The sequence below is a fragment of the Acinetobacter sp. TSRC1-2 genome (genome assembly GCF_049895885.1).
Taxonomy (GTDB): Bacteria; Pseudomonadota; Gammaproteobacteria; order Pseudomonadales; family Moraxellaceae; genus Acinetobacter.
The window spans coordinates 1-20231 of the sequence record NZ_JAFCTF010000018.1 but is presented as its reverse complement, the minus strand read 5'-3'; the positions used below and the strand labels follow the sequence as shown (position 1 = coordinate 20231).

Sequence of the window (20231 nt, the reverse complement as noted above, 5' to 3'; positions counted from 1 at the left end):
TATTCTAGATTTATCAAATTTTCCTTATTGAAAATCTATTTTTGACGATACAGCACTCCCTTGATAAATATCAGCAGCGATATTTATCAAAGAAAGTTTTTCATTCATTCTTAAATCTAACGCTTTTTATACTTTTGCACTTTGCTGCAACAAGTCACGAAGTTTAAATTTTTGAATCTTGCCTGAAGGTGTCATTGGAATGTCGTCCCAGACTTCCAAACGCTCTGGCAAATATTGATTGGCCAGATTATGCACTTTCAAGAAATCGATTAGATCCTTTAATACAATTTGGTGAGCACCTTCTTTTAGCTTCACAATTGCACAGGCTTTTTCGCCCATTCTTTCATCTGGATAAGGCACTAAAGCGACTGTGGCAATATCTGGATGTAAATAAATTAATGATTCAACTTCGGCAACTGGAATATTTTCACCGCCCCGAATAATCACATCTTTTTTACGACCCGCAATACGGATATAGCCCTGCTCGTCCTGGTAGGCAATATCACCCGTATCGAACCAATCATCTTCATTGGTTTCATTCAAATGTGGGCGTTTCAAATACCCGCCAAAATTCGAACAACTACGAATCATCAGTGTGCCCGATTGATGCGGTGGTAATACCTCACCGTGATCATCCACAATTTTAACTTCAACACCAGGAAGTGGAATTCCGTCCGTATTAAATGAACGCTCATCATCATCTTCAGGGCGAGTCGTTGTTACAGCCCCACACTCCGTCATTCCCCAAGCTGAAATGACTTTAACGCCCATGTTTTGACGTGCTTTTTGAACCAGCGTGCTTGGAATTGGCGCACCCGCACATAGGAATAACTTCAAGCTATCTAACGATTGATGAGTATCTAATACCGCTTCAGATAAATCATTTAAAAATGGGGTAGAGGCCATGGTAAAGGTAACTTGATGCTTATGAATCAAATCAATGGCAGTATTTACATCCCAAACATCCTGTAACACGGCTTTAGCTTTTAACAAGACCGGCATAATTAAGCCGTACATAAAGCCTGTTTGATGTGCCATTGGCGAACCCATAAAAATCACATCGTCTTTGCTCAAATGTAAACGCTTGGCATACGGTACAATATTGGAAAATAAGGTATTCGCTGAATGCATTACACCTTTGGGTTCACCTGTAGTACCTGAAGTAAACACCAGTTGAGCAATATCGTCAGCCGTAATCGTGACATCATTTAAGGTATTTAAGATTTGCGGGTCATTATCCAGACCGTGATTGAGTAATAATTTTTCAAAACTATTCTCACCCTCTCCACCCACTACTACGACGTGCTCTAGGCTTTCAATATTTTTTTGTAGTTGATAGGCCAGTTTTTCATGATCAAACTTACGAAAGACTTTAGGTACAATGAACACTTTACTTTCAGTATGTTTCAACATAAATGAAAGTTCGCGCTCTCTAAAAATTGGCATCAGCGGATTAAGGATTGCGCCTATACGACGACAAGCGATATACAATAAAGTGAACTCCCACCAGTTGGGTAACTGGCAAGAGACAATATCTTGCTTTTGAACACCTAAACGCTTCAGTCCCAAAGAAATCTTATTGGCAGTATGCAGCATTTCCCGATAGGTAAAGCTTTTTTCAGATTGATCTTCAGTTTTATAACTGACCAATGCTACTTTATCAGGATATTGCTGTACCGCTTCATTCAATGACTGAAGGATGGTTTTATTTAACCAATAGCCTTGTTGCAACATTTCTTCCCGACGTGGGGGTAAAAGAACCGCATCGAAATCCATTCCATAACTCCAATTTTATAATTATCCAATTTTTCTCTTTGTTAAATCACACAACAGACGTCAGCCATCAAATTGCAGATCCAAATTCTCCAGATTGCTCAAATCTCTATTTGAACAATCTAAAATAATGATTACGATGCGTTCATCTTAGGCCGGTACCGCTTTGCGTCCTGCTTTTTTACGCGCAATAATAGTTTTCATGATTTGTGCTGTACCATCCCCAATCTGGAAGCCCAGTACATCACGCATACGTTGTTCCATCACACCACGGTCATAACCGGCATGACCAAAGGTGAGCAAACATTGATGAATCACGTCATAAGCCAGTTTCGGTCCCCACCACTTACACATCCCAGCTTCTGAAGTGTGCGGTAAGTCATGATCTTTTAGCCATAAGGTTTGCAAGCAGAGTAAACGTGCCGCTTCTACCTGAGTTTCATACTCGGCCAATGGATGTGACACCCCTTGGAAAGCCGTGAGGGGCTGGCCAAACGCTTCACGTTGTGCCGCATATTCCCAGGCTTCATCCAAACTGACACGAGCTACCGCTAAAACCTGTAAACCAATCAAAGCACGTGAAAAGTCAAAACCTTGCATGACTTGGACAAAGCCCTTATTTTCTTCGCCCAGACGGTGATTGAGTGGTACACGCACATTATCAAAGAAGATTGAGCCACGACCAATGGCGCGTTGACCATGACAATCAAAACGCGTGGTGCTAATTCCGGGTAAATCCATAGGAACCAAGAGTGCCGTCACACCATGTGCGCCATCCTCAATTGAACCGGTACGGCCAAAAACCACAGAAGCATCGGCTTGATCGGCAGCGGAAATAGAGGTTTTTTCGCCATTTAAAACATACTCATCACCATCGCGTTCAATTTTCAAACGTAAATTGGCTGCATCTGAACCACCACGCGGCTCGGTCAGGGCAATCGAAAAGATAGCTTCACCTGCGGTGAGTTTTTTCAGCCAAGGCTCCGCCACTTCAGGTTGCCCATGTTCAGCCAGAATCTGGCCATTTAAGGAAGCAAGCAGATTGATATAGGAAAAGCTTAAATCTGCTTTGGCCACTGCCTCGTGGATAATACCTGCAGCTAGACGTCCCATCCCCTGACCGCCGTACTGTTCAGGAAGTTCCGGCGCAATAAAACCCATTTCACCCATTTTCTTAACCAGGTCACGATCAAAGACTCGACTTTGATCGCGCTCTAAAAAACCCGGTGCAATAAATTTTTGTGCAAATTTTTCAGCAGTTTCTGCTAAAAATTCTAAATCTTCGGTAATGTAAGGATTTTTACTCATGTGACTACTCCTTACTTAAAGAACTTACGGAATTCTGGTTTACGTTTTTCTTTCAGTGCATTCACACCTTCACGTGATTCTTCAGTGTCGTAATATAGTTTCAAGGCATACATTCCCATGCCTGCAATGCCTGCCTGATGCGCTGTGTCCATATTGAAACTGCGTTTTGCAATTGCTAGCGCGGTTGGACTACGTTCACACAGTTCTTCCCCCCAAGCTTGTACTTCGGCATCCAATTGCTCTGCTGGAACACACTTGTTGGCTAAGCCAATTTCAACAGCTTCCTGACCTGAATAACGACGACACATATACCAGATTTCACGCGCTTTTTTCTCACCCACTACTCGAGCAAGGAAAGCTGTACCATAGCCAGGATCCACTGATCCCATTTTCGGGCCAACTTGACCAAAAATCGCTTTCTCGGAACAAATAGTTAAATCGCAAATGGTTGCCAATACATTACCACCACCAATCGCATAACCTTGTACCCGTGCAATCACCGGTTTAGGTACATCACGAATTGCCGTATGCATTTCTTCCATCGGTAAGCCAATTGTGCCACGACCATCATAATTGCCATTGTGTGCGGATTGATCTCCACCCGTACAGAATGCTTTTTCACCCGCACCTGTGAGGACAATTGCCCCCACGTCACGGTCATAACCAGCCTTATTAAGTGCGCGGATAATTTCATCGCAGGTTTGACCACGGAAAGCATTCATTTTTTCAGGACGGTTAATCGTAATCCAAGCAACGCCATTTTTTACTTCGTATAAAATATCTTCAAAATTCATTGTCTTTTCCTTTCCTTGAAAACTGCAATTTACAGTTCGATTTTATTTTTCATTCCTGCTAAAGGCGTATAGGCCTTAACCATTCATGGTTAAACCGCCAGATACACTCAATACCTGACCGGTAATAAAGCTTGCATCATCACTTAAGAAAAAGGCGATAGATGATGCAAGATCATCAGGCTGACCTAAACGGCCTAACGGAATAGCGCGAGTGAAAGCCTCACGAAGTTTTTCTGGATTTGAAGCACCTTCAGTCACACCAGCCAATAAAGCCGTGTCTGTTGGGCCTGGGCAAATAACATTTACGGTAATGTTATTACGAGAATGTTCACGGGCTAAGGTTTTAGAAAAAGCAAGCAAGCCACCTTTACATGCAGCATATACAGCTTCACCGGATGAACCTACACGCGCAGCATCAGAGGCAATATTGACAATGCGTCCCTTATTGCGCTCTACCATGCCTTTGAGCACGGCATGATGCATATTCAGCATGCCCACCAAATTAATCTGAATCAGTTTTTCCCATTCATCTGGTGTAGATTTAATAAATGGTTTAAAAATGTCCCAACCTGCGTTATTTACCAAACCATCAATTGCACCAAGTTCAGCTTCAGCAATAACAATCGACTGATCTACAACTTCTTTATTGGTGATATCACATTGCACTGCAAGTGCTGTGCCGCCAGCATTTTTAATCTCGTCCACAACGCGCTGCGCAGCTTCCAAATTCATATCAAATACTGCAACCTTGGCACCCTCTTGGGCTAAGCGTTTACAAGTCGCACCACCAATGCCACCCGCACCGCCAGTGACAATAATTACCTGATCCTTGAGCCCTTTCATGCTGATATCCTTTTTAGTGTTATTCAAAATAATGATTCTTTATTCATATTTCCAACATAGACAAAAAGAAAAATAATTTCAATTATCAAATATAATATTTCACCATACGAAATATAAATAAAACCTAAAATAAAAACTTAAACCATTGTTAATTATAAATTTATATAAAATAAATCCATCATAATTGTAATATTTAGTTACATATATTAATGGATTAATAATGATGAGCTAAAACTTCATTTCAAATTGGCTTTAAAGCTTAAATAGATATAAAGAAATACGGCTTATTTTTGTTATATATTTTGCAGTACGAAATTTTATTACCAACAAACATGTAGCCCAATAATGAAAGAAAAAATAAAAAAGGCATTACATGTTTATGTAATACCTTGGATAATAAAAGTTGAGTCAAACCGGCATATTGCCTTCATGAAACAACAATAAAAATGTTTTTATATTTTTTCTATTCTGCATTAATTACAAAATGCAGCGATTCCAGTTTGTGCACGACCTAAAATCAAGGCATGTACATCGTGAGTACCTTCATAGGTATTCACCACTTCCAGATTGACCAGATGACGCGCTACGCCAAATTCGTCACTAATGCCGTTTCCGCCAAGCATGTCACGCGCCAGTCGTGCGATATCCAGCGCCTTGCCGCAGTTATTACGCTTGATCAGTGAAGTTCCTTCAACTGATGCAATGCCTTCATCTTTCATCCGGCCAAAACGCAGGGCAACCTGTAAACCCAAGGCAATTTCAGTTTGCATGTCAGCCAGTTTCTTTTGAATCAGCTGATTCGCAGCCAGTGGACGGCCAAACTGTTTACGGTCCATGGTGTATTGGTGTGCGGTATGCCAGCAAAATTCTGCAGCCCCCATTGCGCCCCAGGCAATCCCATAACGGGCGCTGTTGAGACAGGTAAATGGACCACGTAAACCGCGAACTTCTGGAAATGCATTTTCTTCAGGTACAAAGACATTATCCATCACGATTTCACCGGTAATCGAGGCACGCAAGCCGACCTTACCGTGAATCGCTGGAGCAGAAAGCCCTTCCCACCCTTTTTCCATAATAAAGCCGCGGATCTCGCCGACATTGCCCTCTTTGGAAACCTCTTTGGCCCACACTACAAATACATCGGCAATCGGGCTATTGGTAATCCACATTTTTGCGCCGGATATGCGATAACCGCCGTCTACCTTTTTGGCACGGGTAATCATGCTGCCCGGATCGGAACCATGATCCGGTTCAGTCAAGCCAAAGCAGCCGATATATTCACCTGTTGCCAGTTTTGGCAAGTATTTCTGTTTCTGTTCTTCAGTACCAAATTCATTGATTGGCACCATCACCAGCGAGCTTTGTACACTGGCCATGGAACGGTAGCCCGAATCAACATATTCAATTTCACGTGCCACCAGACCATAGCTAACATAGTTCAGCCCTGCACCGCCATACTGTTCCGGAATGGTGGGGCCAAGCAGACCCAGCTCGCCCATCTCACGAAAAATTGAAGCATCGGTTTGTTCATGACGGAACTGTTCCAGTACACGCGGCAACAATTTGTCCTGGCAATAGGCATGGGCAGAATCGCGAATCATGCGTTCTTCTTCAGTCAATTGCTGCTCGATTAAAAATGGATCTTGCCAATTAAATTTTGCTGGTTTCATCGAGGTATCCTTATCTTTATTCATTTCCAAAATATTAATTATTTGACAACTCAAGCAGTTGCAGCTTTAATCATGTCACGTGCAATAATAATTTGCTGAATTTGCGTTGTGCCTTCATACAAACGGAAAAGACGTACATCACGGTAAAAGCGCTCTATCGAATATTCACTCATATAGCCTGCACCGCCATGAATTTGCAAACAGCGGTCTGCAACACGGCCGCACATTTCCGTGGCAAACATTTTTGAACACGAAGCTTCGGTACTGATATTTTCACCTAAATCACGACGTCGTGCGGCATCTAACACCATACATTTCGCTGCATAAATTTCAGTTTTAGAGTCGGCCAGCATGCCTTGAATCAACTGAAATTTTGCAATCGGCTGGCCAAATTGCTTACGTTCAATCGCATAATTTAAAGCATCGTCCAGCATGCGTTCCGCCATGCCTGTACTATAAGCGGCAATATGCAAACGGCCCTTGTCCAAAACTTTCATAGCAGTTTTGAACCCGACACCCTCAACACCACCAATCAATTGATCTTTATGCACTCGGCAATTATCAAAGATGACATCACAGGTATATGAACCTTTCTGCCCCATTTTTTTATCAATTTTTCCAAGTGACAAACCCTCTGTTCCAGCTTCAACCAGGAAAGCAGAGATGCCTGAAGCACCTTTAATTTCAGGATTGGTTCGCGCCATAACCGTAAAAGTCTGCGCTCGCGGAGCATTGGTAATAAAGCGTTTGGTGCCATTTAAAATATAATAGTCACCCTCTTTAACCGCTGAGGTTTTTAAGGCTGCAGCATCGGACCCTGAATCTGGTTCAGTTAAGCAAAATGAACCAATAATTTCACCGCTGGCATAACGCGGAAGATACTTCTGCTTTTGCTCATCCGTGCCATCGATAATAATACCACTTGAACCAATCCCGTTATTGGTGCCAATTAAAGAACGAAATGCAGCTGATGTATGCCCAAGTTCAAAAGCCACTTGAACCTCTTCCTCCATGGTAATACCTAGACCACCAAACTCCTCAGGAATGGTTAAGCCAAACAATCCCATTTCCCGCATTTGTTGCACAATATGTTCTGGAATAGCATCCGTTTCATCCACCTCATGCTCTAAAGGTCTTAACTCATTTTGAACAAAATCACGTAACGTTGATAACAATTGTTCTAACATCTGTTCGTCACGAATCATTTTTTCCTACTCCATTTGAGGGTTAGATTTCCTTAAATATTTTTCAATATTAAATTTTATTTCATTATGCGAAATACGTTATCAATTTAATCTCATCCTGACAATAGAAACCTAGCAATTCATACAAATTTTTCTTCATAAATTTCTTAAAAACATCTAAATTGTATTCATATTTGGATTTTAGATTGAATACCGCACAAAACTACTCTAAATTAACCGTAGAATTAAATTTTGCTATACGGAATTTTATTAAAATGAATCAAAATTCAATTGTCAGTGTTGACTATGCTATTCCCGCAGTTGCCATTATTAAAATCAATCGTCCTGAAGCCAAAAATGCCCTCAATACTCAAGTGCGAAAAATGCTTTCCGAAGCAGTTGCGTTACAAGCGGATAATGCTGAGATTCATGTCATTGTCATTACAGGTGGTGATGACGTTTTTGCTGCTGGGGCAGACTTAAAAGAACTGGCGGAAGCCAGCGCTATGGACGTGTATTTACGCCGAGCTGAACGCTATTGGCAAACCATTGCCAATTGTCCAAAACCGATTATTGCCGCAGTAAACGGTTTTGCCTTAGGCGGTGGCTGTGAACTGGCTATGCATGCCGACATCATCATTGCAGGTAAAAGTGCTCAATTTGGCCAACCTGAAATTAAAGTTGGTGTCATGCCCGGTGCGGGCGGTACACAGCGCCTCGTTCGTGCTGTCGGAAAATTTCATGCCATGCGCATGATTATGACGGGTTGTCTGATTTCAGCAGAAGAAGCACACCATATCGGTCTTGTTTCACAAGTTACTGAAGATAGTGAAACCTTAAATGCCGCATATAAAATGGCGCAGCAAATTGCCCGACTGCCACCCATCGCGCTAGAACAAATAAAAGAAGTGGTATTGCTCAGTGAAGATATGCCTTTAAGTGCAGGCCTAGCCCTTGAACGTAAATCTTTCCAGCTTCTTTTTGATACACAGGATCAAAAAGAAGGCATGTCAGCCTTTTTAGAAAAACGCAAACCCATTTATCAAGGCAAGTAATTAGGCCTTTATCAAGCAGACTCACATTGGATTGACAAGCATTAGGATCACCATATGAATAGGGACATCGAAAATATCGGCATTATTGGTGCCGGAATCATGGGAACTGGAATTGTGCAAATTGCGATACAGTCCCAGCACCATGTTTATCTCTATGATGCACAGCAAGGCGCAGCGCTAAAAGCGCAATTAAAGCTTCAAGACACTTTAAACAAGTTGCTCCAAAAAAATAAAATCTCTAAAGCTCAACTTGATGAAGCTTTAATGTATTTACATATTGTTGAAAATATTGAACAACTTCAGCAATGTGATTTAATCATTGAGGCAATCGTTGAAAAATTAGCAGTTAAACAGGCTTTAATGAAAAAGCTTGAAGCAATTGTCGACCCACAGACCATTCTGGCTTCAAATACATCTTCCCTTTCTATTACCGCGATTGCCTCTGAATGTCAGTACCCTGAACGGGTTGCTGGGTATCATTTTTTCAATCCCGTTCCCTTAATGAAAGTGATTGAGGTCATTCAAGGACTGCATACCCATCCTGAAATTCTAGAAAAATTAGCAGACCTCGCTCAAAAGATGGGGCATCGACCTGTCCACACCAAAGATACCCCGGGGTTTATCATTAATCATGCTGGCCGAGCCTACGGTACAGAGGCACTGAAAATTTTAAGTGAAAATACGGCCTCTATTTCTGAAATTGATGAAATTCTTAAAACATCACTGGGCTTCAAAATGGGGCCTTTTGAATTACTGGATTTAACTGGCTTAGATGTATCCCACCCTGTAATGGAGTCTATTTACAACCAGTATTATCAGGAACCACGTTACTGCCCCAATGTACTGACGCAGCAAATGCTGACAGGCAAAAAATTAGGCCGTAAAACTGGGGAAGGATTTTATCGTTATCTAGATCAAAAAAAACAAGAATTCACAATTAAACCGCGCTATGTGGCCAAGCGTAATGAAATTAAGAAAGTATGGTTATACACTGATTTTAAAGATGATTTCGAACGCTTATCACACTATCTAAACCAACAGCATATTCAGATTAATCATGAAGAAAAACCAACAGCCACTGATCTGATTATTATCGCCAGTTATGGAGAAGATGCAACTCACAGCGCCCTACGTTTAGGGGTAAATCCTGAACAAGTGATTTGTATTGATATGCTTGGAAATTTTGAGCAAAGCCGGACCTTAATGCCAAGCCTTGTCACAAAGCAAAAACTGATTGAAGCTGCGCTACATATATTCACCCAAGCAGAATGTAAAATATTTGTAATTGAAGAAAGCCTCGGGTTTATCACGCAACGCGTTCTCGCGATGATTGTCAATTTGGCTTGCGATATGGCGCAGCAACAGATAGCCAACGTGGAGGATATCAATGAAGCCGTCAAACTAGGACTGGGCTATCCGCATGGCCCAATCGAATGGGGTGATTTAATCGGTCGAGAAAAGATATTGCTCATTCTTGAAAGAATATCAACCATTAGCCATGACCCACGTTACCGCCCTAGCCCTTGGCTACAGCGACGTTGCAAGCTGAATTTATCACTTATGCATCACGCATAAAAACACAATCCATATTTCAAACAACTTCCAGGAAAGAACCCGATGAACGCTTATATTTACGATGGTTTACGCACACCGATTGGCCGCCATGCAGGAGCTCTAGCCAGTATTCGCCCTGATAATTTGGTTGCGCATGTACTTAAGTCCTTGGTGCATAAAACTGGCATTGATGCAGCAGATATTGAAGAAGTGATTTTAGGCAACACCAATCAGGCAGGTGAAGATTGTCGTAATGTTGCACGCAATGCACTTTTAGTTGCGGGACTTCCAGTCACGGTTGCTGGCCAAACAGTCAACCGTTTATGTGCCAGTGGCTTAGCAGCGGTAATTGATGCCGCTCGCGCCATTCACTGTGGTGAAGGCAATCTATATATTGCAGGTGGTGTAGAAAGCATGTCACGTGCCCCTTTTGTTTTAGCCAAAGCTGAATCTGCTTATAGCCGAGATGCCAAGATTTTTGATACCACCATCGGCACCCGCTTTCCGAACTCGGCTTTAATTCAACTATATGGTAATGATTCAATGCCTGAGACAGGTGACAATGTGGCTGAAACTTTTGGCATTAGCCGAGAAGAGTCCGATCGCTTTGCGGCATCCTCACAAGCCAAATATGAACAAGCCAAACAAGAAGGCTTCTTTAAAGATGAAATTTTAGCTGTCGAAGTTCCTCAGGGACGTAAAGCACCACCAAAAATTATTGATGAAGATGAGCATCCTCGCCCAGCTTCAAAATTTGAAGCATTACAAAAATTGAAGCCACTATTTGAAGGTGGTGTCGTTACGGCTGGCAATGCATCAGGCGTGAATGATGGCGCTGCGGCTTTGCTGATTGGTAGTGAAACCATTCAAGAAAAATATGGTATTCGCCCTCTCGCTAAAATATTAGCTTCAGCATCTTCTGGAATCGAGCCGCGTATTATGGGTGCGGGGCCAATTGAAGCCATTAACAAAGCACTCAAACGCGCTAATCTAACTTTAGATGAAATGGATATTATTGAAATTAATGAAGCATTCGCTCCTCAAGTTCTATCCTGCCTAAAAGGTTTAAATATTGCGTTTGATGACCCTCGGGTCAATCCAAATGGCGGTGCAATTGCCATTGGTCATCCATTGGGTTGTTCAGGTGCGCGCCTTTCGCTCACCGTTGCGCGTGAATTACAACGCAGACAGAAAAAGTATGCTGTCATCAGTCTTTGCATTGGTGTTGGACAAGGCTTGGCGATGGTAATTGAAAATGCTCAGCTTACTTAAATTCATTATGATCCAATCAAACCAGAGTTAAAAAACTTGAACGCTATACAAATACCGATGAATAAAATGTTCAAAAGTTTTGTATAGCGAAATTTATTGCTATGATAAGCACAAATTGATTTATTACCCATTGGAACACTATGTATCATCAAGATGACAATGCTCCAGAGCAAGTAGAAAAAAAAATAAACTTAGATGAAATTCGGCTTGATCCTATTTCACACATTCATCGTGAAAATAATCCGCAATTTATTGCTTCATTGGCGCGTGGATTAGAAATCCTGCGCTGCTTTACCGCATCAACACAAATTCTAGGCAATCAGGAGTTATCTCAGCTCACTGGCTTACCGAAACCAACCATTGCACGTATTACCAATACTTTAGTATCTTTAGGTTATTTAAAACAATTACCCAATTCAACAAAGTATACGCTGGATACTGGTGTACTGGCATTGGGCTATGCTTCTCTATCTAATATTTCAGCACGTATTCATGCACGCCCTTATATGGAAGAAATGGCTAAATATGCGCAGGCACCTGTCGCAATGGCAACCCGTGACCGCTTAAACATGTTGTATTTAGATGTGGTACAAGCTGAATCTAATTTAACCATGCGTCGCCCGATTGGTTCTACAATTCCTTTACACAACACAGCAATGGGGCGTGCTTGTTTGGCAGCGATGCCTGAAAATGAGCGCAGTTTTATTATGGAAGCGTTAGCGAAACGTCATAAAGAAGAATGGCCAACGGTGAAGCGCGCCTTGGAACGCTCTTTTCATGATTATCAAAATTATGGTTATTGCCTATCACTGAGCGAATGGCACAAAGAAGTAAACTCTGTCGCAGTTCCAATGATTCACCCCATGCATGGTTTATTAGTCTTTAACTGCGGCGCACCAAGTTATTTAGTTGACCAAGAAAAGTTGGAAAATGAAATTGGACCGCGTTTAATTTATATGGTGCAAAACATTCAAGAAGTCTTAAACGCTTTATAAGCTGAAGCGAACGAAAGCCAATGTTTACATCTCCCTAATCATTGGCTGATTTTAATAGCAACGGTTTCTTTAAATCCCTTTTCCATGCAAATTTGCTCTATGTACCGCAGATATAATTCACAAATAAAATCAGTAATAAAAAACCAGTCAGAAATTTCTCTGACTGGCTCCCAGTTAATCAGCCTGCTTACCTTAAACAAAGGCTTTGTTTCTATAGTTGAGATGCTAACTCTGGAACAACTGTATTCAAATCACCCACTAACCAGTAATCCGCTACTGCGTTGATTGGTGCTTCTTCATCCTTGTTGATCGCAACGATCACTTTAGAATCTTTCATCCCTGCCAAATGCTGGATCGCACCGGAAATACCGACAGCAATGTACAGGTCAGGCGCAACGATTTTACCCGTTTGACCCACTTGCATGTCGTTAGGAACGAAGCCTGCGTCCACTGCAGCACGTGAAGCACCTTGAGCAGCACCGAGCTTGTCCGCCAACGGATCAAGGATTTTGTGATAGTTTTCACCTGAACCCACACCACGACCACCCGACACCACAATACGGGCAGCGGTTAATTCTGGACGTTCAGATTTAACAATCTCTTCAGAAATAAACGTAGAGATGCCAGCATCCTGAACGTCGCTGACCGCTTCAACTGCTGCAGAACCGCCTGTGGTCGCAACAGGATCAAATGCAGTACCACGAACCGTGGCAACCACAACAGATTCCGAAGATTCAACCGTTGCAATGGCGTTACCGGCATAGATTGGACGTTTGAAAGTCGTTGGGCTTTCAACAGCAATGATATCCGTGATCATGCTGACGTCTAAAAGTGCAGCCGCGCGTGGCAGTACGTTTTTACCATTTGAGGTAGAGGCAGCCAGGATATGTGAATAACCTTTACCTAACTCGGCAACAAGTTTCGCTACGTTTTCAGCCAACTGGTTTGCATAAGCCGCGTTGTCAGCAAGTAATACCTTGCTTACACCCGCAACTTGAGCCGCCTGGTCAGCAACGGCCTGAGCGCCAGAACCCGCAACCAATACAGTGATATCACCACCGATTTTTTGAGCTGCAGCAACAACGTTTAAAGTTGCACCGTTTAGTGCTTTATTGTCGTGCTCAGCGATAACTAAAATACTCATGATATTATCCTTCTGTATTAGATCACTTTCGCTTCGTTTTTAAGTTTTTCAACAAGCTCGTCAACAGATTTCACTTGTACGCCAGCTTTACGCTCTGCTGGTGGCTCAACTTTCACTGTTTTAAGTTTAGTCGTCGCTGAAACGCCATAATCCGCAGGAGACTTCACATCAAGCGGTTTTTTACGCGCTTTCATGATGTTTGGAAGGGCCGCATAACGTGGCTCGTTCAAACGCAAATCCGTGGTGATAATGGCAGGCAGGTTCAGTTCAACCGTTTGTAAACCACCGTCCACTTCACGCGTAACTTGAACTTTATCGCCAGCAACATTCACGACAGAAGCAAATGTACCTTGACCGGCACCCAGTAAAGCACCCAGCATCTGACCGACCTGATTCGAGTCGTCATCAATGGCCTGTTTACCGAGAAGGATCAGTTCTGGTTTTTCTTGTTCTACAATGCCTTTCAGGATTTTAGCCACTTCAAGTGCACCAATCTCATCAGCAGTTTCTACCAGGATACCGCGATCCGCACCCAGCGCCATGGCAGAACGGATTTGTTCCTGTGCTTCTTTAGGACCGATAGAAACCACAACGATTTCTGAAACTGTTCCTTTTTCTTTTAAACGAACCGCTTCTTCCACTGCGATTTCACAGAATGGGTTGATCGACATTTTAACGTTAGTCAGGTCTACCCCACTATTGTCCGGTTTAACGCGAACTTTAACGTTGGCATCAACCACACGTTTTACAGCAACAAGTGTTTTCATATATTTCCTTCATTTTACCCTGCAACCAAATATCTATTTCTGACTTAAGGTGAGCTTGAACGTTGATGATTAATCAGTGACAAGGCAACTGCACCAATTAAGCCGGCCAAAGCAATCACCATGAAATTTTGTTGAATGGGTAAATTTAACGACACAATCAAACCAATTAATAATGGTGCTCCGATTGCTCCCAAGCGTCCCACTCCAGAGGCCATACCAATTCCTGTGGAACGAATAATACTTGGATAAAATTGCCCACAATAAGAATAAGCAACAATTTGTGCACCTGTTGTACATGCCCCTACCATAGCAATGGTGAAATACAGCATATTTATTGACATTGGCAACGTCATTAAATACAGGAAAACGCTCCCTAAGCTATACATGATGACCAAAACCCATTTAATGTGGAAACGGTCTGCCAACCACCCCCCACCTATCGCTCCAATAATTGCACCCACATTCAAAGCGATAACAAAAGTAAGGGCTGAGCCAAGAGAGTAACCGGACATTGCCATCAATTTGGTTAACCAGGTACTTAAGGCATACACCATGAATAAACAGGTGAAAAATGCGACCCAGAACATCAGCGTACTAAAGGCACGTCCATCACTAAATAACAGTCCAATAGAGGGCTTAGCACTGTTTATATTGGTTTCATTTACAAATTTTGTGTCACTATTGATTTGAAGATGAGGTGCAATCTGCGCTACCAGACTTCTCAATTCGCTTTCTTTATTCTTTTTAGTTAAATAGCTGAGTGACTCTGGCATTGACTTCCAGATAAAGGGGATTAAAACGACTGGAATGGCGGCAGCATAAAAAACAACTTGCCAACCAAACTCTGCAATAAACTGCTTACCTAAAACTGCTGCTAAAATACCACCTACCGCATAACCTGAAAACATTAATGACGTCATCACGGTCCGTATTTTTTTAGGTGAATACTCCGTCATTTGGGCAACGACATTCGGCATTACCCCGCCAATCCCCAAACCTGCAATAAAACGGATAATACTAAAAGTCACAGGGTCTTCAGCTAACCCCGCGACCGCAGTAAAGACACTAAATAAAAAAACACATATTACAATGGTTAAGCGACGACCAATTTTATCGGCCAAACCGCCAAAAAACATTGCACCAAACATCATTCCAAATAGTGCAGAACTCATCATAAATCCAGCAGTTGAAGCACTTACTCCCATTTGTTCCATAATTGAAGGTAAGGCTGCGCCAGAAACCGCAATATCATACCCATCTAAAATGATAATCACTAAACACCAGATCAACACCTTCGCATGGAAACGGTTAAACTTTGCTTCTGATACCGTTTTTTGCATATCCACATGCTGCATACATCAACTCCTTGATCGTTTTAATTGTTCTGAATCTACGAATTTTAAAATCGCTTTTCCTTATTGTAAATCGCGATATCACTCATTATTCGATGCGCTAAATTCAAAATTCCTTGCACTTTTTTCTGCTTTTCACTATCCATTGACAGATTAATTTAGGTGTAAATTTATGTCAATATATTTACATATATTTTTATTAAAATAAAATAAATTCAATTATTTATACTAATTTATTTAAATATTAAATATATATATTGACATAAATTAAATAAAATTTATTCTTTTAAATACATCAAACCAAGGAACTGGCGCATGAGTGCAGAATTAAAATATCAAGACAATATCGCGATCATTACCTTAAAGCGTCCAGCAGCAAGAAATGCGCTGAATGCAGAAATGATTGCCAAACTGCAAGAATTCATCGCAGAAATTGCTCCCCTCAACTTACGCGCTGCAATTTTTACAGGTGATGGTCATAAAGCATTTTGCGCAGGTGCCGATATTACAGAACTGCAGAATAAAACCCCTGCCGCGCATTTAAATACCATCCAAATCGGCCAAAGCTTATTTGAGCAAATTAATCAATTAAAATTTCCTACACTTGCCTGTATCAATGGCGCGGTTTTAGGCGGGGGTTTAGAATTGGCCATGGCATGTACCTTTCGAATTTGCAGCCCAAGTGCACGCCTGGGATTACCTGAAATTAAGCTTGGACTGATTCCCGGATATGGGGGTACACAGCGCTTGCCTCGCCTAGTCGGGCAGACCAAAGCACTGGAGTTAATTATCAGTGGAAAAATTATTACGGCAGAAGAAGCTCTTCATATTGGATTGATTAACCGCATTCTAGACTTGAGTGACCCCATTCAAACCGGTCGTCAATATTTGGATGAATTCGGGTTGCAATTCCCAGCCGCGATTCAACATGCAATGAAAGCTGTTCAGGCAGCATCTGAACTGGATATTCAGGCGGGTTTGGCTTTAGAAGCAGAATTATTTGTGCAATCTAGTCAAACAGCAGATGCTACTGAGGGTATAAAGTCTTTCTTAGAAAAACGAAGAGCTAATTTCACCCAGTGCTAAGTTGAAACAGAACACTATATTAATGACCAAGTACAGCAAATCAGGGTTTGCTAAGCGAAATCAATTTTGGCTTGTTCATTTTATTACTACAGTCGATATACTATTTGCAGAATTTTCATATCAAAATGTGATCCATAATTATGCCAGGCTCAAATACAGAAATTTACGATCAATCTTTATATATGATTCATAATCGGCTTTTTTTTCGGTTATTTCAGGTAGGCAATAGTCTTGATCGCCAATGTTTAAATGAACTAGGTATTTCACCAGTACATTGGGCAGTACTTGGTGCCCTATCACGACCACACTTAACCAAAGCAGGTATGTCATTTTCTGACTTAACAGAATATTTAGGTATTAGTCGGCAAAGCTTAGACAATGTCTTAAAACGTTTAGAGCGTGAAGGTAGTGTACAGCGTATCACCTCTCATCAAGATAAGCGGGCTAAAAATGTAGCTCTCACCCCCCCAGGACAACAAAGTTGGCTCGACTTACAAGATCAATTCTTTCAGTTCTACCGTCAAGCAATGTCTGGATTTGCATTTGATGATTTAGCTAGTTTAATTCACTTACTCAACAAGTTAAATACTGCTCTCAAACAGATACAAATTGCTCAACCTAATGATGACACGAATTAGTACGATTTCTATTTCTAGCTATCAATAATGTTCTGAACTGAGAAAATTTGGGAATTTAAATAAGATCACAATATCAATATTAAAAGGAGTTTCGAATGCAGCAACATACATTGGTTGATCAAGCTATTACCTCAAGGCATTCTGTACGTGCTTTTAAAAATACCCCACTTGATACACAGACTATCAAAGATATTTTAAACGTCGCCTGCCGTGCACCATCAGGCAACAATATTCAACCTTGGAAAGTTTATGTGGTGACAGGGAAAAAACGTGATGAACTGATTGAGCAGGTCTGTGCAGCGCAAATTCAGATTTTTGAGAAGCCAGAAATTGCACTTCTTCATCAAGAAACTTTTAAATATTATCCTGAAAAATGGACGTCGCCATTTATTGAACGCCGCCGTGAAAATGGGTGGGGACTCTACGGTTTGCTGAATATTAAAAAGGGTGAACAGCAGAAAATGCAGCAGCAGCATTTACGTAATTATCAGTTATTTGATGCACCCGTAGGAATATTTTTTACCTTAAGCAAAACCTTAGAAACTGGCTCAAAAATGGATATTGCGATGATGATCCAAAATGTCATGATAGCGGCCAAGGCACGTGAAATTGATAGCTGTCCACAAGCAGCGTGGAACCCATTTCATCAAACTGTTGCCAAGGTGCTTGGTATTCCTGAAAATGAAGAATTAGTTTGCGCTATTGCACTGGGTTATGCAGACCAAACTCAAGTGGTTAATCAATTACATACACCACGTGTTACTGTCGAAGAGTTTGCTATTTTCTATGATTAAAGCCAAAGAATTAAAAGGCACAGAACGTGCCTTTTATTTTAGCCTTGCTGAATGATGTTTTTATCCTTTAAAACCTTCAGCTCATCTTCAGAAATAAACCGGTTTAAAATTTTGTCAGTATCCTCCCCTAAATAAGGAGGAGCTTTAAGGTATTGTACTGGAGTTTTAGACAATTTAATTGGTGAACCAATAGAGATATAATCTGAACGTAATGGATGCTCCATACTTACTAGCATTTCACGCGATATAACCTGCTCTTCTTCTAATGTTTGTTGTAAATCATTAATCATACCTACAGGAACCTGAACTGCATGAATTCGCTCGACCCAGTATTTTGCAGGTTGAGTCATAAAATGCTGTTGCAACAGCTCAGTAATTTCTTCACGATGTGTTACACGGCCCTTGTTTTTTGCAAATTTTGAATTTTGAGAAAGTTCTGGCCAACCAATACTTTCACATAACATCTTAAACTGCTGGTCATTACCGCAAGCGATAATAAATTCACCTTCCTTCGCTTTAAACACTTGATATGGCACAATATTGGCATGCGCATTTCCTAGACGTCCTGGTATTTTTTCTGATGTTAAATAATTCATTGCCAATACCGAAAGAGAAGCAACTTGAGTATCAAGGAGAGCCATATCAATATGCTGGCCTTCACCGGTGCTTACTCGTGAAAGTAATGCTGCCTGAATGGCAATTGCAGAATATAAGCCAGTAGTTAAATCGGAAAATGCCAGCCCAGCCTTCTGTGGTCCCCCCCCAGGTAAATCATCACGCTCACCAGTGACACTCATCATTCCACCCATGCCTTGTATAATAAAGTCATATCCAGGCTCAGCAGCCCGTGGTCCTGTTTGCCCAAAGCCAGTGATCGAGCAATAAACTAACTTAGGATTTAATTGACTCAGGCTTTCATAATCTAAGCCATATTTTTTCAACGAACCAGTTTTATAATTTTCAATAAGAACATCACAGTCTAAGACCATTTTTTTAATAAGCATCTGGCCTTCTTCTGTAGCCATGTCAATGGCTACAGAATACTTTCCTCGATTTGTAGATAAATAATAAGCAGACTCACCAGTCTCCTCACCATGATCATTTTTTAAAAAAGGAGGTCCCCAAAGGCGAGTATCATCTCCCTGAAACGGCTTCTCGACTTTAATAACCTCTGCACCTAAATCTGCCAGTATTTGACTACACCACGGTCCTGCCAAAATTCGACTTAAGTCAAGAACTTTAAATCCTGTTAAAGCACCCATAAGTTTCCTCAATTTTTCTAGTTAAATTTTTAGACTTCCATTCATTAGGTACTTAATCCCTAATTCGTCATTAGAATTATAAAATTATTTGAAAAAATTTAACTGGCATAATCAGTAAAATTATGAAGAAACATTAGGGTGTGTTGACGTTTTCTGTTCAAAAAAATAACGAGAAAGTAAAATTCAATCGCCAAACCAAACTTACTTCTCGCTATGCCTCGTACAATGCTGACTGATCAACACTGGTTAAAGCTGAAATCTATTGTCCATAATTTTGGTATTTACCTCAAACATGAGGAGTAATACTCCGCAAGGGATATTTTATTGAGGCTATTCTTTATCGGATTCGAACTGGGTGCTGTCTTCTCTTTATGGCACGGCGAACACAGCGCTTGTAGATTGTCTGGTTCATCTGTACCGCCGTGTGCCTTAGCTTTGATGTGATCGACATCTGTAGCCGCTGCTGTTCGACCTGTGGCTGCACACCTAACACATAGATAGTTATCACGCTTCAATATACGTTCACGCAACTTACGCCATGCATGTCCATATCCACGTTCAGTAGTTGAACCGGTACGATCCTGTCTTTTATTCCAGTTGCTTCGGTTGTTCGCATGATCATCACAATAACCTTGTTGGTTTCGTGATTTGACCGTGTTACGAGGGACTGTTCTAAATTTTGTGTAAGTACTTAGTTTTAATTTATCCTTCTATGGATAATTATAAGAGGTACTTCACAT

Annotated in this window: 17 protein-coding genes and 2 pseudogenes; 8 read left to right on the top strand and 11 right to left on the bottom strand. The window is 41.3% G+C overall.

What is annotated here, in order from left to right:
- Window positions 1-126: 126 nt before the first annotated feature.
- From aliA to ACP69Y_RS15400, 6 genes are all read right to left on the bottom strand, one after another.
- On the bottom strand, window positions 127-1776 hold the full coding sequence (gene aliA / locus ACP69Y_RS15425) for a cyclohexanecarboxylate-CoA ligase (RefSeq protein ID WP_425919348.1): 1650 nt from the start codon (window positions 1774-1776) through the stop codon (window positions 127-129).
- A gap of 147 nt (window positions 1777-1923) precedes the next feature.
- A complete protein-coding gene (gene aliB / locus ACP69Y_RS15420) occupies window positions 1924-3081 on the bottom strand; it encodes a cyclohexanecarboxyl-CoA dehydrogenase (RefSeq protein WP_425919347.1) in 1158 nt (385 codons plus the stop codon).
- Between the two features lie 11 nt (window positions 3082-3092).
- Window positions 3093-3875: a 2-ketocyclohexanecarboxyl-CoA hydrolase gene (badI, locus tag ACP69Y_RS15415; protein ID WP_425919346.1), complete on the bottom strand. Its 783-nt coding sequence runs from the start codon at window positions 3873-3875 to the stop codon at window positions 3093-3095.
- 75 nt (window positions 3876-3950) lie between these two features.
- Window positions 3951-4718 carry a 2-hydroxycyclohexanecarboxyl-CoA dehydrogenase gene (gene badH / locus ACP69Y_RS15410; RefSeq protein WP_425919344.1) on the bottom strand — a complete coding sequence of 256 codons (768 nt, stop codon included), beginning with the start codon at window positions 4716-4718 and terminating at the stop codon, window positions 3951-3953.
- Between the two features lie 473 nt (window positions 4719-5191).
- Window positions 5192-6412 (bottom strand): acyl-CoA dehydrogenase, encoded by a 1221-nt coding sequence (locus tag ACP69Y_RS15405; RefSeq protein ID WP_425919343.1) that lies wholly within the window; start codon window positions 6410-6412, stop codon window positions 5192-5194.
- 26 nt (window positions 6413-6438) lie between these two features.
- The gene (locus ACP69Y_RS15400) at window positions 6439-7593 is read right to left on the bottom strand and encodes an acyl-CoA dehydrogenase family protein (protein ID WP_425919342.1); all 1155 of its coding nucleotides are present in this window, start codon (window positions 7591-7593) and stop codon (window positions 6439-6441) included.
- Between the two features lie 254 nt (window positions 7594-7847).
- Between ACP69Y_RS15400 and ACP69Y_RS15395 the strand changes: the two genes are divergently transcribed.
- The 4 genes from ACP69Y_RS15395 (at window position 7848) to ACP69Y_RS15380 (ending at window position 12448) form a co-directional block, all read left to right on the top strand.
- Window positions 7848-8627, top strand: coding sequence for an enoyl-CoA hydratase (locus ACP69Y_RS15395; RefSeq protein ID WP_425919340.1), 780 nt, complete (start codon window positions 7848-7850; stop codon window positions 8625-8627).
- A gap of 54 nt (window positions 8628-8681) precedes the next feature.
- A complete protein-coding gene (locus ACP69Y_RS15390; RefSeq protein WP_425919339.1) occupies window positions 8682-10202 on the top strand; it encodes a 3-hydroxyacyl-CoA dehydrogenase in 1521 nt (506 codons plus the stop codon).
- Window positions 10203-10244: 42 nt separating this feature from the next.
- Window positions 10245-11453, top strand: coding sequence for a 3-oxoadipyl-CoA thiolase (locus ACP69Y_RS15385; RefSeq protein ID WP_425919338.1), 1209 nt, complete (start codon window positions 10245-10247; stop codon window positions 11451-11453).
- Window positions 11454-11593: 140 nt separating this feature from the next.
- Entirely contained in the window at window positions 11594-12448 is an 855-nt protein-coding gene (locus ACP69Y_RS15380) for an IclR family transcriptional regulator (protein ID WP_425919337.1), read from the top strand.
- A 211-nt stretch (window positions 12449-12659) separates the two neighbouring features.
- On the opposite strand, the gene ACP69Y_RS15375 is transcribed toward ACP69Y_RS15380, so the two are convergent.
- The 3 genes from ACP69Y_RS15375 to ACP69Y_RS15365 are packed head-to-tail and all read right to left on the bottom strand — an operon-like array spanning window position 12660 to window position 15714.
- Complete coding sequence (locus ACP69Y_RS15375; RefSeq protein WP_425919336.1) at window positions 12660-13592, bottom strand: FAD-binding protein; 933 nt, start codon at window positions 13590-13592, stop codon at window positions 12660-12662.
- A gap of 17 nt (window positions 13593-13609) precedes the next feature.
- Window positions 13610-14359, bottom strand: coding sequence for an electron transfer flavoprotein subunit beta/FixA family protein (locus ACP69Y_RS15370; protein WP_425919335.1), 750 nt, complete (start codon window positions 14357-14359; stop codon window positions 13610-13612).
- Between the two features lie 44 nt (window positions 14360-14403).
- Complete coding sequence (locus tag ACP69Y_RS15365) at window positions 14404-15714, bottom strand: MFS transporter (protein ID WP_425919334.1); 1311 nt, start codon at window positions 15712-15714, stop codon at window positions 14404-14406.
- 312 nt (window positions 15715-16026) lie between these two features.
- On the opposite strand from ACP69Y_RS15365, the gene ACP69Y_RS15360 reads away from it, so the two are divergent.
- The 3 genes from ACP69Y_RS15360 to ACP69Y_RS15350 all read left to right on the top strand — a co-directional run bounded on the left by ACP69Y_RS15360 (window position 16027) and on the right by ACP69Y_RS15350 (window position 18229).
- Window positions 16027-16797 carry an enoyl-CoA hydratase/isomerase family protein gene (locus ACP69Y_RS15360; protein WP_425919333.1) on the top strand — a complete coding sequence of 257 codons (771 nt, stop codon included), beginning with the start codon at window positions 16027-16029 and terminating at the stop codon, window positions 16795-16797.
- A 140-nt stretch (window positions 16798-16937) separates the two neighbouring features.
- On the top strand, window positions 16938-17435 hold the full coding sequence (locus ACP69Y_RS15355; protein WP_425919332.1) for a MarR family winged helix-turn-helix transcriptional regulator: 498 nt from the start codon (window positions 16938-16940) through the stop codon (window positions 17433-17435).
- Between the two features lie 95 nt (window positions 17436-17530).
- Window positions 17531-18229: a nitroreductase gene (locus ACP69Y_RS15350; protein WP_425919331.1), complete on the top strand. Its 699-nt coding sequence runs from the start codon at window positions 17531-17533 to the stop codon at window positions 18227-18229.
- A 38-nt stretch (window positions 18230-18267) separates the two neighbouring features.
- Here the strand turns inward: ACP69Y_RS15350 and ACP69Y_RS15345 are convergent, their stop codons facing one another.
- Entirely contained in the window at window positions 18268-19491 is a 1224-nt protein-coding gene (locus ACP69Y_RS15345) for a CaiB/BaiF CoA transferase family protein (RefSeq protein WP_425919330.1), read from the bottom strand.
- Window positions 19492-19704: 213 nt separating this feature from the next.
- Here ACP69Y_RS15345 and ACP69Y_RS15340 point away from each other — a divergent pair.
- Window positions 19705-19850, top strand: a pseudogene (locus ACP69Y_RS15340) (IS5/IS1182 family transposase); the annotation flags it as partial.
- On the opposite strand, the pseudogene ACP69Y_RS15335 reads toward ACP69Y_RS15340, so the two are convergent.
- Window positions 19848-20150: pseudogene (locus tag ACP69Y_RS15335) on the bottom strand (HNH endonuclease); the annotation flags it as partial. The pseudogenes ACP69Y_RS15340 and ACP69Y_RS15335 sit on opposite strands and share 3 nt — an antisense overlap.
- Window positions 20151-20231 lie beyond the last annotated feature (81 nt).

Excerpts from the sequence above, each read along its gene's own strand:
- ACP69Y_RS15400 (WP_425919342.1), bottom strand. The coding sequence starts at position 7,593 with ATGATTCGTGACGAACAGATGTTAGAACAATTGTTATCAACGTTACGT.
- ACP69Y_RS15380 (WP_425919337.1), top strand. The coding sequence starts at position 11,594 with ATGTATCATCAAGATGACAATGCTCCAGAGCAAGTAGAAAAAAAAATA.
- ACP69Y_RS15385 (WP_425919338.1), top strand. The coding sequence starts at position 10,245 with ATGAACGCTTATATTTACGATGGTTTACGCACACCGATTGGCCGCCAT.
- ACP69Y_RS15365 (WP_425919334.1), bottom strand. The coding sequence starts at position 15,714 with ATGCAGCATGTGGATATGCAAAAAACGGTATCAGAAGCAAAGTTTAAC.
- ACP69Y_RS15405 (WP_425919343.1), bottom strand. The coding sequence starts at position 6,412 with ATGAATAAAGATAAGGATACCTCGATGAAACCAGCAAAATTTAATTGG.
- ACP69Y_RS15350 (WP_425919331.1), top strand. The coding sequence starts at position 17,531 with ATGCAGCAACATACATTGGTTGATCAAGCTATTACCTCAAGGCATTCT.
- ACP69Y_RS15395 (WP_425919340.1), top strand. The coding sequence starts at position 7,848 with ATGAATCAAAATTCAATTGTCAGTGTTGACTATGCTATTCCCGCAGTT.
- ACP69Y_RS15355 (WP_425919332.1), top strand. The coding sequence starts at position 16,938 with ATGCCAGGCTCAAATACAGAAATTTACGATCAATCTTTATATATGATT.
- ACP69Y_RS15360 (WP_425919333.1), top strand. The coding sequence starts at position 16,027 with ATGAGTGCAGAATTAAAATATCAAGACAATATCGCGATCATTACCTTA.
- badI (WP_425919346.1), bottom strand. The coding sequence starts at position 3,875 with ATGAATTTTGAAGATATTTTATACGAAGTAAAAAATGGCGTTGCTTGG.
- badH (WP_425919344.1), bottom strand. The coding sequence starts at position 4,718 with ATGAAAGGGCTCAAGGATCAGGTAATTATTGTCACTGGCGGTGCGGGT.
- ACP69Y_RS15375 (WP_425919336.1), bottom strand. The coding sequence starts at position 13,592 with ATGAGTATTTTAGTTATCGCTGAGCACGACAATAAAGCACTAAACGGT.
- ACP69Y_RS15370 (WP_425919335.1), bottom strand. The coding sequence starts at position 14,359 with ATGAAAACACTTGTTGCTGTAAAACGTGTGGTTGATGCCAACGTTAAA.
- ACP69Y_RS15345 (WP_425919330.1), bottom strand. The coding sequence starts at position 19,491 with ATGGGTGCTTTAACAGGATTTAAAGTTCTTGACTTAAGTCGAATTTTG.
- aliA (WP_425919348.1), bottom strand. The coding sequence starts at position 1,776 with ATGGATTTCGATGCGGTTCTTTTACCCCCACGTCGGGAAGAAATGTTG.
- aliB (WP_425919347.1), bottom strand. The coding sequence starts at position 3,081 with ATGAGTAAAAATCCTTACATTACCGAAGATTTAGAATTTTTAGCAGAA.
- ACP69Y_RS15390 (WP_425919339.1), top strand. The coding sequence starts at position 8,682 with ATGAATAGGGACATCGAAAATATCGGCATTATTGGTGCCGGAATCATG.